The sequence below is a fragment of the Shewanella sp. ISTPL2 genome, from assembly GCF_013283205.1.
In the GTDB taxonomy this organism is placed as follows: Bacteria; Pseudomonadota; Gammaproteobacteria; order Enterobacterales; family Shewanellaceae; genus Shewanella; species Shewanella oncorhynchi.
In genome coordinates, this window is record NZ_JAAPAV010000001.1 from 3,585,082 (window position 1) to 3,601,586 (window position 16,505).

Consider the following 16,505-nt stretch of genomic DNA (forward strand, 5'->3'; position numbering starts at 1 on the left):
AGTGCCAACATAGGAGCAAGCAATCCATGAGCAAAATTTTCGAAGATAATTCATATACTATTGGTAATACACCACTAGTACGTTTAAACCGTGTTAGCCAAGGTAAAGTGCTGGCCAAAGTCGAAGCCCGTAACCCAAGTTTCAGTGTTAAATGCCGTATCGGTGCCAATATGATTTGGGATGCCGAGAAGAAAGGTCTATTAACAAAAAATCACGAGCTGATTGAGCCGACATCAGGCAACACAGGTATTGCATTAGCGTATGTTGCCGCGGCCCGTGGCTATAAACTGACCCTGACCATGCCAAATACCATGAGTTTAGAGCGTCGTAAGCTACTCAAAGCCCTAGGCGCAACTCTCGTGCTGACTGAAGGCGCGAAAGGCATGAAAGGTGCCATTGATAAAGCGGAAGAAATTCGCCAATCGGCTCCTGAAAAATACATTTTATTGCAGCAGTTTAATAACCCTGCTAACCCAGAAATCCATGAAAAAACCACAGGTCCAGAAATCTGGAATGATACCGATGGTGAAGTGGATGTGTTTGTTGCCGGTGTAGGTACTGGCGGTACAATTACTGGGGTAAGCCGTTACTTGAAAAAAGTGGCCGGTAAAACCATCACCTCAGTTGCGGTTGAGCCAGCAGATTCTCCTGTTATAGCTCAAACCTTAGCGGGTTTACCTGTGCAACCAGGGCCGCATAAAATCCAAGGTATTGGTGCTGGCTTTATCCCAGGTAACTTAGATTTAGAATTGATTGACCGTGTTGAAGCTGTTACTAACGATGAAGCCATCGACATGGCCCGCCGCTTAATGCAAGAAGAAGGCATTTTAGTGGGTATTTCATCGGGTGCCGCCGTTGTCGCCGCCAACCGCATCGCTGAGTTGCCAGAGTTTGCAGGCAAAACCATTGTGGTGATTTTGCCATCGGCTGCCGAGCGTTACCTATCTTCAGTCTTGTTCCAAGGCCAATTCGGCGACGAAGAAAACGTTCAATAAACGACGTTTTATCGTCCTTAAAATACCCAGCTTTGGCTGGGTATTTTTATTTATGGCATTCCATTATTTAGATCTCGATTACAGAGCATAAACAAGTTACTGCTCAAGTTTGGATACAGCTCATAGTTCTTTGTATCTCAACTGGCTTTCACGGCTAACTTGGTTATAAAGAACGGACCCGCTCGCCAATTCATTCCTTTTTATGTCTTTTTACCGAACACCAAGTAACATCAGCGCCTTCAATGCAAAGTTTGAAGCTCAAAAAATTGCCTTTGGCCCCATTAGTTTCCAAGTCGCCCACTGCCTACTCAAATTCGATGTGCTAGCCCAAATAGATAAAGCGGCCGAACATGGGATCACTGCGGCCGAGTTAAGCCAATCCACCCCACTGAGTGAATATGCCTTGGGGGTATTGTTGGATATGGGGCTCAGTATGGGTCTCGTTTGGCAACATGAAAATGGCTATGTGCTCGACAAAACTGGGCACTTTTTACTCCATGACGACATGGCAGCCATCAACCTTAACTTTGTGCAGGATGTTTGCTATCAAGGCCTTTTTAACCTTGATACCGCGCTACTCGAAGGCAAGGCCGCAGGACTTAAGGTGTTCGGTGACTGGAATACCATCTATCCCGCCTTAAAAGATCTACCACCCAAAGCGAAACAGAGCTGGTTTGCCTTCGATCATTACTATTCGGATCATGCCTTTCCACAGCTTCTACCATTAGTGTTTGCCCATAAGCCAATCCATTTAGTGGATATAGGCGGCAATACCGGAAAATGGGCACTGAGCTGCTGTGATTATGACGCAAACGTTGAAGTTACGATTATGGATTTTCCGGGTCAACTAGAGGTAGCCACACAAAATGCACTCGCACGAGGTTTTGCAGCACGCGTGCATACCTTTGCCACCGATCTGCTGGACGACTCACTACCCTTTGTCGAAGGCGCCGATACTTACTGGATGAGTCAATTTCTGGATTGCTTCTCAAAAATCCAAATCCTGAGCATTTTACAACGCACGGCAAAGGCAATGACATCAAGCAGCCAACTCTTTATCGTCGAAACCTTTTGGGATAGACAGCCATCGGCCGCCTCCGCCTATTGCGTAAATGCCACTAGCCTCTATTTCAGCGCCATGGCCAATGGCAATAGCCGCATGTATCACTCTAAGGATTTATTGGCCCTGCTTCACCAAGCGGGACTGTATGTGGATGAAGACACAGACAATCTTGGCCTAGGGCACACGCTACTACGTTGTAAACTCAAACCTTAAGTTTAATAGCAACATCAAAGTAAATAAAACTTATGCAATGAATAAAATTAATCAAGTTTATTTATCATTGATACCCGCAGTACACTAAATACATCAAAACAGCGCCCCAAAAAAGCGATGTTAAGCATTGTCAGTATTGAGAGGTATTCAAAATGACTTCAAAACGCAAACGCTGGACATCCCACGCAGCTAAACTTCCCAGCCCTATGGCTGGGTTGGCACTGGCAATTGCCAGCTTAGGTTGGACATGGGAGAACATGACACCTTCACTTAATGGCGCAGGACAACTCACAGGTGCCATCATAGCCTCTGTGTTACTGTTATTGCTCATGGGTAAATTCATGCTTCATCCTAATATTTTAAAGGACGAGCTTAGTCACCCTGTGATTGGTAGTGTGATCCCCACCTTCGCCATGGGCTTGATGGTGGTGTCTAAATCACTCGGCGACTATTTCCCCAAAGCTGGCTTAACCCTGTGGCTAGTCGCCATTGGTATCCATGTGATCTTCCTAAGCGCGTTTATCTACTATCGCGCCATTGATTTTAAACTCGAGCACATGGTTCCAAGCTGGTTTGTACCACCGATTGGCATTATCGTCGCGGCGGTGTCTTTCCCTGTGTCTGATTACCAATGGTTAGCAAACGCCATTTTGGTTTTTGGAATGTTAGCCTACTTAATCATGCTGCCTTTGATGCTCTATCGCCTCATTTTCTGTCAGGCGATACCTGATGCCGCTAAACCAACCATTGCCATTCTTGCAGCTCCCGCAAGTTTATCACTCGCGGGCTATCTGACTGTTTGTGAGCAGGCATCAATTCCCTTAGTCGCCTTACTACTGAGCATCGCCATTCTGATGACCAGCATCATCTACTTGGCCTTCTTTCACCTACTAAAACTGCCCTTTAGCCCAGGCTACGCAGCCTTTACCTTCCCTATGGTGATCGGTGCAACCGCCCTCTTTAAAACCGCTGCTTGGTTAACGCAGTTCAATAACATGGGTGAGTTAGCGATATGGATAAAATACTTAGCAGAATTCGAACTGGTAATCGCCACCTTAGTGGTTGCCTATGTCGCCCTACGTTATTTAGGACACTACTTTCCACTGCAATTTAACGTGGTAGAGCACAAATCAGTTCTAAATAGCAAATAAACAGAACAGCTTTTTGTAAAAATAATTAACCATACAAATGAATTGTTCACTCAAAAAACTAAACAATAAACCGAAAGCGAAGTGAATAGATATTCACTTCGCTTTTATATTTAAACAGTCAAAATTAAATAATCAGAAATAGCATTTGATTAGTTTTCACTCTTTACAACATTTCATTCCATAATTTTACTTCTAGCTTCCTGACGCGGTGTAAAAATATCACCATACAAAATTAAACCGCATGAAAACCCTTATTGATAGCACTCCTCAATCATCCAATCTAAAATATATGGAATGACAAACCATATCGTTATTAATTTTTACTTTTTCACATAAAATAGTTTCAAACTATTATTGAAAACAACAAAATTAAAACACAATAAAACAAAACATTAGCAACAATAAAAAAACACAAAGAACCAATAATAAAAACAAAAAGCCAAATAAAAAACAAAACCCTCAGATTAAAACCTTATCTGCCACCGATTACACACACACCCTACTTATATCTGCATTTTAAAAAGAGAGTAAATAACAAATTTTAAACAAAACTCCAGCATGACCAATGTTGCACTTGTTATTTTCTTGTGGTTATATCCTGAACTCAATTAAATGAGAGCTTAATTCTTTACATAAGTAACCATTTAAGAAAAATAAAAAATAAACATACAACATGTGTTAAGGGAGAATAAAATGCGTGCAAATTCTACATTAGCCAAAGCCGTTCGCTTTGCATTAATAAGCGGAGCAGCTACTGCCGCGTTAACCACTTCGATAGTATATGCAGCTGAAGATGGTGCCAAAGTTGAACGTATTGAAGTAACAGGTTCACGTATTAAGCGTACCGATATGGAAACCGCAACCCCAGTTACAGTACTAAGTGCTGATGATATGGCAAAACAAGGTTTTACTAACGTACAAGATGCATTGCAGAGCCTGACTTCAACAACAGGAGCAATGACAACTCAATCAGTACATGGTTTTACACCAGCTGCGTCATCAATCAGTTTACGTAATGCGGGTGCAAGCAGAACGCTAACATTGATTAACGGTAAACGTCTCAACCAATATCCTAAACCAGCAGGTGGTACAGACAACTTTGTTGATACCGCAAACTTACCAATGGAAGCTGTTGCTCGTATTGAGATATTACAATCTGGTGGTTCAGCAATTTATGGTGCAGATGCTGTTGGTGGCGTAGTAAACATTATTTTAAAAAGAGATTTTGATGGCGTCGCATTAAAATATCGACATGGTGATACTACTGAAGGCGGTGGTGGAAGCGATCGAATTGCGCTATCTCTGGGTTCATCTTCCGAACGTGGTAACGTCTCAACCTTCATCGAATTTACTGATACTGAGCGTTTGAATGCAACTGATAGAGCTGTTTTTGGATTAGATACAGACAAAGTACCTTATAGTAAATATTCACAATACAGCTCATATGGGGCTGGCATTACAGGTAAAAAACCTGCTGGTGGAACGACACCAAAAGGCCAACGTGTCCTAACTGCGAGTGAATGCGAAGCGGGCGGTTTTCTTTGGACAGGTAGCGCATGTGGCTTTGATCGCTCAAAGTGGCGCGATCTATCACCAGAAAGCACTCGTTTTATCAGTTCAACGAACTTTAACTATGAACTTGCAGATAATTTGAACTTTGTAGGACGTCTTGATTTTGCAGAAGCAAAATCAACAACACGTATCGAACCTATGGGTATCGATAACTACACAGTCAATGTTGCAGGAGACAAAGTAACTTTAGGCGTTGATTTAGATGATTCACTGACAAAAACATTCGACAAGAATACAGGTCTTGGTGGAGATTTTAAAAATGCCGAAAATGGTGACTACAACTATATTCGTCGTTTGCACGAATTCGGCAACCGCGCAGGAGAAACAAGTACCCGTAACTATTTCTTCACCGCGGGCTTGGAAGGCGTGATCGCTGATGATTATAGTTGGGATACATCCGTAAATTACGGCCGTACTAATGTGGATGTATTCAATAGTGGCTTTGCGACTGTGGGTGGATTATTTAATTATCTAGCTCAAGGTACTGACGGTAAATCACTGCTTGCGCCTATCAGCACAAATGATGTCAGCGGTATAGCGTACACTCCGTTTGAAAAAGCTCAATCAACTCAAAAAAATATTCAAGCAAATATCACAGGTCCAGCATTTGAACTGCCAGCAGGTTCAGCAGACTTTGCTTTTGGGGCGGAATATACCACTCAAGACTACTCATCAGAATCTGACTCAGAATCTGTTAAAGGCAATATTCTAAGCCGTGGTGGTTCATCAGGTGCTGGTGAGCGTTCATACTGGGCAACCTATATGGAATTAAAGCTTCCAGTTCTTGAGGACTTAACACTTGATGCGGCCTTACGTTATGACCGATATGATGATTTCGGTGGAAATTTGTCGCCTCAATTAACCGTAGAGTATCGCCCACTTGATGAATTATTAGTTCGTGGCTCTATCAGTAAAGTGTTCCGCGCACCAGATATGCATCGCGTATATGGAGATGCAACTAAAGCATATAGCAATATCATTGATTTTAAACAGTGCCAAGCTCTAGGTGGAACTCCATCTCAGAAAAATCCAGATCCAACACTGAACAAAATCTGTAATGAACTCAATATTGATATCACTACTGGTGCTAACAAAGATCTTAGCGCTGAAACAGGCTATACAGCCAACATAGGTGCTGTATATGGTGGCGATAGCTTAAATGCTTCACTCGATATTTGGGAGTGGAAACTGGATGACATGGTAAGTGACATCTCTGCAAGCAAAGCTGCTCGTGAATATGAAACTTATGCAAACATGATCACCCGTGACGCATTAGGTACTATTACTCACATTAATACCGTCGCACAAAACCTTGCTTATCAGAAAGTTCGTGGTATTGACTTAACCACTGGTTACGGATGGGATGTCGCTGACTTTGGTGAGTTAAAACTAAACTTTAATGGTACTTATATTCTTCTTTCTGAAGGACAAACAGATCCTACAGCTGCAATTGATGATGACATCGATGATGGTGGTTTACCGCAATATAAAGCCAATATCATTTTAGGTTGGTATATAAACGATTTTGAAACAACTTTAGGCGCTTACCACACAGCAAGAATGCATGGTGTTGGATATAAATCGTTTAAAAAAGCTGCATTAGATAAAGGTTTGGCATTCGATGAAAGTGCAAACGAAATTGCATCACAAACGAAGTGGAACTTAACATCGGCTTATAACATCACAGACGCAATTAAAGTGACTGGCGGTGTAATGAACTTATTTAATGTTGGACCAAACTTTGATCCAACAGATACAGCCTGGCCACACTATAACCGCTCATCATATGATGCGCGTGGTCGTGAATGGTTTATCGAAGGCGAAGTTAAATTCTAATATGGTGTTTATGAGTTAGAACCTAATCAAAAAACGGCATCTTCGGATGCCGTTTTTATTTACTTCATTATTTACACATCATAGTAAACCGACATAAAAATGCCCAGCTACCTGCTGGGCACTTTCACTTCAGACTAATAATTAAAGGCGTTCTAGGAATGTTTAGTCAGCTTAATCTCACTCTGATGCTGAGATTTTTCAGCATGCGAATGTGGTGCAGAAAAATGTTCATGATGAGCTTTGTGTGGTTCAGCCAAGGTGACTTTACCCTGCTCTATCCACCAATAACCTAAACCAACAATCACACCGCCACCGACAATATTGCCTAAGGTTACAGGTATTAAATTATTGAATATAAAGTTTGCCACGGTTAAATCGGCAAATTGTGCTTGAGTAACCCCTAAAGACACGAAGAACTCTGGGCTGGCGATAGATTGGATCATCATGCCCATAGGCACCATAAATAAGTTAGCGATACTGTGTTCAAAGCCACTACTAACGAACATAGCCACAGGTAAAATTAACAGTAACGATTTCGTCAGTACATCACGACTAGCAAAGGTCATCCACACACCTAAACACACCAACATGTTACATAAAATGCCTAAACTAAAGGCTTGAATCCAAGTATGGTGCAGTTTGTGCTGTGCCACTTTAAGTGCATTTAATCCCCAATTACCACCATCGAGATCATACATACCTGCGGCAGTGATCAAGCAAACCATCAACATAGCGCCGACAAAATTGCCGGCATACACGCGGCACCAACATTTGAGTAATTCAGCGCCAGTGACCTGTTTTTGTGCCCAGGCGACGGTACTGAGTACAGAACTGGTGAACAGTTCTCCACCGCAAACAACCACTAAGATTAAACCTAAACTAAAGGCTATTCCGCCAACGAAACGAACTAAACCCCAAGACGCATCGCCTGCGCCAGTAGTTACGGTTAAATAAAAAACAAAGGCTAAAGCGATAAATGCGCCAGCAAACACGGCTAAGCCAAAGGACTGCCAAGGTGCTTTAACCACTTTGCTTGTCCCGTAAATTTCAGCCTGATTGTAACAACTAAAATGAGCTGAAACCTGTGGCGCTTCATGTGCGCTGTTTGTCACAGTTGGAACTGATGACGATGGATTTGGGCTTTTCATTGCATAACTCCAACTTCAGATAAACAAACTTGAACGCGTAGCATAGGTATCTCCAGCAGCGCCATTGCGCAGATAACACGAATCAAAACCGAGATAATGATTTGCTGCTTAAATGATGATTCACTAAAGTCTCGCTTTGTATCATACAACACGCTTATGCTGTGAAGCAGATATTGCTAAAGCGTGATGCTATTCACACCCAAAATGTGAAAACTTTGAAGCCAAAAACACAAAAGGTTAATTGGTCTTACCATGTCAACCCGATTTTCATCGCGAGAATGTGGCTTAATTAAGATGGTATACAATGCATATCCTGCACGTTTCCATCTCATATTTAGCGAACTAACGCTTAAATTAATGCGCTATAGATTCAAGTTAACCTCAGCAATGACACATTAAATGACCAATAGCTTGACGCGTGTCTCTCAGTATTCATTAAATTGAACCCACTATAACCCATACTTTAGCATTTACAGTTTAGTCCAACAGCAAGTAACAAGTTGCCTGCATCATAGCCAACTACTGTATTTAGCCACTCTTTAACCCTTCCTGAATGATTTAAGCATTGCATGCTTTATTTGATGGCGTTATGACATGCCGTCTCCTAAATCGACACTAAGTTAGCAAATAAAAATAAATTAATACAAATAGCTAACATCAAACTTATTTTTAATATCATAACCACTGCGCCTACTGTGACAGCTCCCATTATCGAGCCGTGACTCCCACCAATCAAAATCAGCCTATACGAGGATAGATTTATCCTCGCTAAAGGTGGACAGTAAATGGGAACAATATAGGCAGGCTGATTTAAGAGATAATGGGGTTCAGATGTCACACCAACTTAAAAAGCGTGCCGTATTCCCTATTGTGGTAAAAAAATGCTACCTAGCTAGCAAATTTGGTATTAACAGAGCATAAACCAAGCCGTTTAAGATGCGATAGCGACAGACCTATGTTAATATGCTTGTGGACAATTGGTCTTACCAATTATAAAGATTTATCAGTAGCCGATAATCAAAGTAAGCGAATATTTGTCATCTTATCGGGTATCAATAGACAGACTTTTGGAGTGACGAGCGCTTCAAAATCCAGTTCCCATCATAGGGCGTCATCATGAAGGGAGCTTTATTTCAGGAATTAGCTATTGGCTTATACTCAGCATTGCTTAACGCTGATCGCCAATAACCTTTTATCTCAACCAGAAGGTATTAGTACGATGACCGACAAAACTGAACTGTTTGCCAACGCATGGGAAGGCTTTACTCCTGGCGATTGGAAATCTGAAGTCAATGTACGTGACTTTATCCAACAAAACTACGCGCCTTTTGAAGGCGACGAGTCCTTCCTCGCCGGTGCCACCGAAGCGACCACAAAATTGTGGGATAAAGTCATGGAAGGCATCAAACAGGAAAACCGTACCCACGCGCCTGTTGATTTCGACACTAAGATGGTTTCAACCATCACTTCCCACGACGCTGGCTATATCAACAAAGAATTAGAAACTATCGTTGGCTTACAAACAGACGCGCCGCTAAAACGCGCTATGTTGCCTAACGGTGGTATTCGTATGGTGGAAAGCTCATGCGCCGCCTACGATCGTGTACTGGATGAAGATGTTAAATACGTTTATTCAGAACTGCGCAAAACCCATAACCAAGGTGTGTTCGATGTTTACACCCCCGAAATTATGGCCTGTCGTAAATCAGGTATTTTAACGGGCTTACCCGATGCTTATGGCCGTGGCCGTATCATTGGTGACTATCGCCGTGTGGCACTTTACGGTATCGATTACCTGATGAAAGATAAGTTTGCCCAATTTAGCTCACTGCAAGCGCAGTTTGAAGCGGGTGAAGAGTTATCTAACGTTATCCAATTACGTGAAGAAATTGCCGAGCAACACCGTGCATTAGGCCAAATGAAGAAAATGGCTGCCAAGTATGGCTTCGATATTTCTCGTCCAGCGACCAATGCACAAGAAGCGATCCAATGGACTTACTTCGGCTATTTAGCTGCAGTGAAGAGCCAAAACGGCGCTGCCATGTCATTAGGTCGTACCTCTTCATTCCTCGACATCTATATTGAACGTGATCTAAAAAATGGCACCTTAACTGAGCAACAAGCTCAGGAAATGGTTGACCATTTTGTGATGAAATTGCGTATGGTGCGTTTCCTACGTACCCCTGAATACGACGAATTGTTCTCAGGCGACCCAATTTGGGCAACGGAGTCAATCGGCGGTATGGGCTTAGATGGCCGTACGTTAGTGACGAAATCAAGCTTCCGTTTCTTGAACACCCTTTACACTATGGGTCCAAGTCCAGAGCCAAATATCACAGTATTATGGTCAGATAAACTGCCAATCGGTTTCAAAAAATATTGCGCCAAAGTGTCTATCGACACTAGCTCAATCCAATACGAAAACGATGACTTAATGCGTCCTGATTTCCAATCAGACGACTATGCAATCGCCTGTTGTGTGAGCCCTATGGTTGTGGGTAAACACATGCAGTTCTTCGGTGCTCGCGCTAACTTAGCGAAAACCATGCTGTATGCGATTAACGGCGGCGTAGACGAAAAACTGAAAATCCAGATTGCCCCTAAAGCAGACATGATCACAGACGAAGTGCTCAACTTTGATGATGTGATGAATCGCTTAGACGGTTTAATGGATTGGTTAGCGACTCAATATGTCACTGCACTGAACTCAATCCACTACATGCACGATAAGTACTCTTACGAAGCCGCGCTTATGGCGCTGCACGACAGAGACGTACGTCGCACTATGGCTTGTGGTATTGCGGGTTTATCTATCGCAGCCGACTCACTGTCTGCCATCAAATACGCCACAGTAAAACCAGTGCGTGATGAAAACGGCATAGCCGTTGATTTCGATATCAGCGGTGACTATCCAAAATTTGGTAACAACGACCCACGTGTAGATGATATCGCCTGTGACTTAGTTGAACGTTTTATGGCGAAAATTCGTGACCGTAAAATGTATCGCAATGCGATCCCAACGCAGTCAATTCTGACCATCACCTCAAACGTGGTTTATGGTAAGAAAACCGGTAACACACCCGATGGTCGTCGTTCAGGTGCGCCATTTGCACCGGGTGCAAACCCTATGCATGGCCGTGATGAAAAAGGTGCAATCGCTTCTTTAACCTCAGTGGCAAAACTCCCATTTGCCCACGCTCAAGACGGTATTTCTTATACCTTCTCAATCGTGCCAAATGCGCTGGGTAAAGATGATGATGCTCGCCGTACCAACTTAGCGGCATTGATGGACGGATACTTCGACCACAATGACAAAAAAGAAGGTGGCCAACACTTGAACGTCAACGTGATGAACCGCGAGATGCTCGAAGATGCCGTTAAGCATCCAGACAAGTATCCACAGCTGACCATCCGTGTTTCTGGCTATGCAGTGCGCTTCAACTCACTGACGCCAGAACAACAACAAGATGTGATCACGCGTACATTCACAAAAGGTCTGTAAGCTAAATTAGTCAAGGCTGTAGTACACTGTGCTACAGCCTCACTTATTTTAACAGGAGTCACAATGGCAGTTATCGGTCGGATCCACTCGGTGGAATCCTTTGGCACAGTAGATGGTCCCGGCATACGGTTTATCACCTTTATGCAGGGCTGTTTAATGCGCTGCCAATATTGCCACAACCGTGACACTTGGGATCTTGATGGCGGAAAAGAAGTTCTGGTCGATGAGTTAATGAGTCAAATCATCAGCTATCGGCCTTTTCTCGATGCCAGCAATGGTGGTGTTACGGCCAGTGGTGGTGAAGCCATTTTACAGGCCGAATTTGTCGCCGAATTATTCACAGCCTGTCAGCAAGAAGGTATTCATACCTGTTTAGATACCAATGGTTTTGTACGTAAGTACACGCCAGTGATTGATGAGTTGCTCGACCATACTGACTTGGTCCTGCTCGACATCAAGCACATGGACGATGAAAAACATATTGAGTTAACTAAAGTCAGCAACCATAGAACATTACAGTTTGCGCAGTATTTAGCAGAGCGTAATCAAGCGACATGGATACGTTATGTCGTAGTGGGCGGATTTACCGACGATGAAGCATCGGCATTACAACTGGCCGAGTTTATCAAGCCCATGAAAAACATTGAAAAGGTAGAGTTACTACCCTATCACGAATTAGGTAAACATAAGTGGGAAGCCATGGGCGAAAGCTATCAACTCGATGGGATATCCCCCCCGAGTCGAGAAACCATGGAAAAGATCAAAGCGGTATTTGTCCAACAAGGGATTAACGCGATTTATTAATCCACAGTAATAGAAAGCCAAAACGGATAACCGCGGCAACGGCCTAAAGTTCTTCCCAATAACTGGCATCTAAACGCTCAAAGGCTATTTTTAAAATCAGTGCCATATCGAGGTAACAGGCCTTAGCGCCTAACGTGTGGCAATTGATACCCATGGATGACAACTTCGCACTCAACTGGTTAATCCAGTCGAACAGCGTTAACGGTAATGGATGGCGAGCTCGCCAGCCTAACCACAGCAGCCCCTGTAACGGTAAGCTGATGAAAAATAAACCGAGAGTGACAGCTTGGGGCAGAAATGCCCAACCGTGAATATACAGCTGGCTCATGCTCACAAAAATCGCCAGCACTGGCATCACCAGTATGGCAAGCTGAGTCGCTCGGACGACCCGATACTCAGGAAAATAAAAACCCAGTTGTCTAACCATAGGCCAAGTCTTCATATACTGATGACCATCACCTAAGGTTTTGAGGATCTTAATGCTCAATCTTAGACACCAACTACAATGGAATACTGCTCTTACCATAGCACAATCTGGCGAATCGCCCCAAGACTGATATGGTAAAAACACCGCAGTTCCTCATTATTTTGAATCGTTATATTAAACACAATGGCAAAGGGTTTACACATGTCAAATAAACTGGTTTTAGTTCTCAATTGCGGTAGCTCTTCTCTCAAATTTGCCGTCATTGACGCGCAAACAGGTGACGACCAAATTTCTGGCTTAGCTGAATGTTTTGGTTTAGAAGACTCTCGCATTAAATGGAAAATCAACGGCGAAAAACATGAAGCAGCCTTAGGTGCATTTACGGCTCACCGTGAAGCAGTTGAATACATTGTTAATAAAATTCTTGCGGAACAACCTGAATTAGCAGCAAAAATTCAAGCCGTTGGCCATCGTATTGTTCACGGTGGTGAGAAATTCACTCGCTCAGTGATCATCGATGAGAGCGTGATCAAAGGTATCGAAGACTGTGCTTCATTAGCACCACTGCACAATCCTGCTCACCTTATCGGCATCCGCGCGGCAATGGCCTCTTTCCCTAAATTGCCACAGGTTGCTGTATTTGATACCGCTTTCCACCAAAGCATGCCAGACAGAGCTTATGTCTACGCCCTGCCTTACAAGTTATACCGTGAACACGGTATTCGTCGTTATGGCATGCATGGCACGAGTCATTTATTCGTTAGCCGTGAAGCGGCAAAAATGCTCAACAAGCCCATCGAAGAAACGAATGTTATCTGTGCTCATTTAGGCAATGGCGCGTCAGTCACGGCCATCAAAGGCGGCAAAAGTGTCGACACTTCTATGGGCTTAACCCCATTAGAAGGTTTGGTCATGGGCACGCGTTGTGGCGATATTGACCCTTCAATCATCTATCACTTAGTCCATCAACTGGGTTACACCTTAGAAGAAGTTAATAACCTGATGAACAAGCAAAGTGGTCTGCTGGGTATTTCCGAGCTGACCAACGATTGCCGTGGCATAGAAGAAGGTTACGCCGAGGGCCATAAAGGCGCGACCTTAGCCTTAGAAATCTTCTGCTACCGCTTAGCCAAGTACATCGCCTCATACACTGTGCCACTGGGCCGTTTAGATGCAGTCGTCTTCACCGGCGGCATTGGCGAAAACTCAGATTTAATCCGTGAAAAAGTGCTCAACATGCTGGAAATCTTCAATTTCCATGTCGATAGTGAGCGCAACAAAGCGGCGCGTTTCGGTAAGAAAGGTATCATCACCCAAGATAAAGGCACGATTGCCATGGTGATCCCAACGAACGAAGAATGGGTTATCGCTGAAGATTCCATTAAACTTATCAACAAATAAAAAGACCTAAGCCGTTTGCTCACCCAGACGGCTTTATACCTTACGTAGCCGTACTCACAAGCAAATTTGCAGAAACTATTCTGCCAAAAACCATCGAAACTAGAGGTTTTTATGTCTCGTAATATTATGTTAATCCCCATAGGTACCGGAGTCGGCCTGACCTCCTTAAGCCTTGGGATGGTGCGCGCACTGGAGCGCCACGGGGTTAAGGTTCAGTTCTTTAAGCCTATTTCTCAGCTTCGTCCAAACGATAATGGCCCAGAACGCTCGACCACTATTCTGAGCAAATCGCCAACAGTAAACCCCTTAGAGCCCTTCGACATGGCCCATGCCGAAGCCTTAATTCGCGCTGACCAAATCGACGTCTTAATGGAGCAAATCATCGCCCGTGCGGCCGATTGCGCTAGCAACACAGAGACCTTAATTGTCGAAGGTTTAGTGCCAACGCGTAATCATCCCTTCGCCGATGATGTGAACTATGCCATCGCTAAAGCCATGGATGCCGACGTGATTTTTATTGCCACGCCAGGCAGTGATACGGCTACAGGGCTAATGAATCGCCTCGAAATCGCCTATAACTCTTGGGGCGGGAAAAAGAATAAACGCTTAATTGGTGCTGTGATCAACAAGATTGGTGCCCCCGTTGACGACGAAGGTCGCGCGCGCCCTGACTTATCTGAAGTCTTTGATCACCAAGGTGTTCAACGCTCAGATGCGGCCAGCATGTTCCAACTGCCGGGTAAGAGCCCACTACGTATCTTAGGCAGCGTGCCCTACAATCTTGATCTTGTCGCTCCTCGTGCTTCGGATTTAGCGAAACATTTAAGCGCACGCATTCTGAATGCTGGTGAAATGCATACCCGCCGCCTGCGTAAAGTAACGTTTTGTGCACGCAGTATCCCGAACATGGTCACTCATATTAAGACTGACTCCTTGCTTGTAACCTCAGGCGATCGCTCAGATGTGATCGTATCAGCCTGTCTTGCGGCCATGAACGGCGTGAAAATTGGTGCCCTGTTATTAACAGGTAGCTACGAGCCAGAGCCAGAAATCCTTAAGCTGTGTGAGCAGGCCTTTGAAACCGGTTTACCTGTGTTCTTGATCGACAGTAACACTTGGCAAACCTCGCTCAACATTCAACGTTTCGACCATGAAGTACCCGTCGATGACGCAGTTCGTATCGATCTGGTGCAGGATTATGTGGCCAGTCACATTGACCAAACGTGGATTGAAAGCGTGACTAAAAACTCACCCCGTGAGCATCGCCTATCACCACCAGCTTTCCGTTACAAACTCACGGAATTGGCGCGCGCCGCCCACAAGACTGTGGTACTGCCAGAAGGTGATGAGCCGCGTACCATTAAAGCGGCGGCCATTTGTGCCGAACGCGGTATCGCTCGCTGTGTACTTTTAGGCAAAAAAGATGAAATCCTGCGTATCGCCGCACAGCAAGATGTGGTGCTTGGCGAAGGCGTGATCATTATCGATCCAGAAGAGGTGCGCGACCGTTACGTAGAACCTATGTTGGAACTGCGTCGCAGCAAAGGCTTAACTGAAGTCGTTGCCCGTGAACAGTTAGAAGACAACATGGTGCTCGGCACTATGATGTTGGCGCAAAACGAAGTCGACGGTATCGTTTCTGGCGCGGTTAACACCACAGCCAATACCATTCGCCCACCACTGCAATTGATCAAAACGGCACCGGGCTCAAGCTTAGTTTCATCCATCTTCTTTATGCTGATGCCAGATCAAGTGCTTGTTTACGGTGACTGTGCGATTAACCCAGATCCCAATGCTGAGCAGTTAGCAGATATAGCCATCCAATCGGCGGAATCAGCAAAAGCCTTCGGTATCGAGCCAAGAGTGGCGATGATCAGCTACTCAACCGGCAACTCAGGTACAGGTTCTGATGTGGATAAAGTGCGTGAAGCAACCCGTATTGCCAAAGAAAAACGCCCAGATCTGATTATTGATGGTCCATTGCAATACGATGCGGCAGTCATGCCAAACGTTGCACGCTCTAAGGCACCTAATAGCCCTGTCGCTGGTCAAGCTACCGTTTTCGTGTTCCCAGACCTTAATACAGGCAACACGACTTACAAGGCCGTACAGCGAAGCGCGGACCTGATCAGTATCGGTCCTATGCTGCAAGGTATGCGCAAACCTGTGAACGACTTGTCTCGCGGCGCGTTAGTCGATGACATCGTCTACACTATCGCACTAACGGCAATTCAAGCCGCACAGAACGACGCAGCTAAAGGCTAACAGCATTAAATCTGCATAACGTTACGCACAAAAAAGCACTGGTTATTACCGGTGCTTTTTTATGCTCAAATTTAACGTAAACCATACCGCTGATCGCAAGAATCGCTTAATGGATAAGTCTAAATTGC

Annotated in this window: 10 protein-coding genes; 8 read left to right on the forward strand and 2 right to left on the reverse strand. The window is 44.3% G+C overall.

The genetic code is table 11. From position 1 onward, the window contains the following. The first annotated feature begins 26 nt into the window (after positions 1 to 26). The 4 genes from cysK (at position 27) to HUB64_RS15635 (ending at position 6,830) form a co-directional block, all read left to right on the forward strand. Positions 27 to 995, forward strand: a complete 969-nt coding sequence (gene cysK, locus HUB64_RS15620) for a cysteine synthase A (RefSeq protein WP_113940761.1) — start codon at positions 27 to 29, stop codon at positions 993 to 995. Between the two features lie 202 nt (positions 996 to 1,197). Continuing rightward, positions 1,198 to 2,271 (forward strand): methyltransferase, encoded by a 1,074-nt coding sequence (locus tag HUB64_RS15625; protein ID WP_173497362.1) that lies wholly within the window; start codon positions 1,198 to 1,200, stop codon positions 2,269 to 2,271. 152 nt (positions 2,272 to 2,423) lie between these two features. Continuing rightward, positions 2,424 to 3,422 carry a TDT family transporter gene (locus tag HUB64_RS15630; RefSeq protein WP_028760969.1) on the forward strand — a complete coding sequence of 333 codons (999 nt, stop codon included), beginning with the start codon at positions 2,424 to 2,426 and terminating at the stop codon, positions 3,420 to 3,422. Between the two features lie 693 nt (positions 3,423 to 4,115). After that, positions 4,116 to 6,830 carry a TonB-dependent siderophore receptor gene (locus HUB64_RS15635; protein WP_028760970.1) on the forward strand — a complete coding sequence of 905 codons (2,715 nt, stop codon included), beginning with the start codon at positions 4,116 to 4,118 and terminating at the stop codon, positions 6,828 to 6,830. A 152-nt stretch (positions 6,831 to 6,982) separates the two neighbouring features. On the opposite strand, the gene focA is transcribed toward HUB64_RS15635, so the two are convergent. After that, a complete protein-coding gene (gene focA, locus HUB64_RS15640; protein WP_028760971.1) occupies positions 6,983 to 7,978 on the reverse strand; it encodes a formate transporter FocA in 996 nt (331 codons plus the stop codon). A 1,219-nt stretch (positions 7,979 to 9,197) separates the two neighbouring features. On the opposite strand from focA, the gene pflB reads away from it, so the two are divergent. Further along, the gene (gene pflB, locus HUB64_RS15645) at positions 9,198 to 11,480 is read left to right on the forward strand and encodes a formate C-acetyltransferase (RefSeq protein ID WP_028760972.1); all 2,283 of its coding nucleotides are present in this window, start codon (positions 9,198 to 9,200) and stop codon (positions 11,478 to 11,480) included. Between the two features lie 63 nt (positions 11,481 to 11,543). After that, positions 11,544 to 12,284: a pyruvate formate lyase 1-activating protein gene (pflA, locus tag HUB64_RS15650; RefSeq protein ID WP_105252135.1), complete on the forward strand. Its 741-nt coding sequence runs from the start codon at positions 11,544 to 11,546 to the stop codon at positions 12,282 to 12,284. Positions 12,285 to 12,327: 43 nt separating this feature from the next. On the opposite strand, the gene yfbV is transcribed toward pflA, so the two are convergent. Continuing rightward, positions 12,328 to 12,771, reverse strand: a complete 444-nt coding sequence (gene yfbV / locus HUB64_RS15655; protein ID WP_081729091.1) for a terminus macrodomain insulation protein YfbV — start codon at positions 12,769 to 12,771, stop codon at positions 12,328 to 12,330. A 141-nt stretch (positions 12,772 to 12,912) separates the two neighbouring features. On the opposite strand from yfbV, the gene ackA reads away from it, so the two are divergent. Then, positions 12,913 to 14,112 (forward strand): acetate kinase, encoded by a 1,200-nt coding sequence (ackA, locus tag HUB64_RS15660; protein ID WP_105252134.1) that lies wholly within the window; start codon positions 12,913 to 12,915, stop codon positions 14,110 to 14,112. 111 nt (positions 14,113 to 14,223) lie between these two features. Next, a complete protein-coding gene (gene pta, locus HUB64_RS15665; RefSeq protein WP_028760976.1) occupies positions 14,224 to 16,377 on the forward strand; it encodes a phosphate acetyltransferase in 2,154 nt (717 codons plus the stop codon). Positions 16,378 to 16,505: the final 128 nt, after the last annotated feature.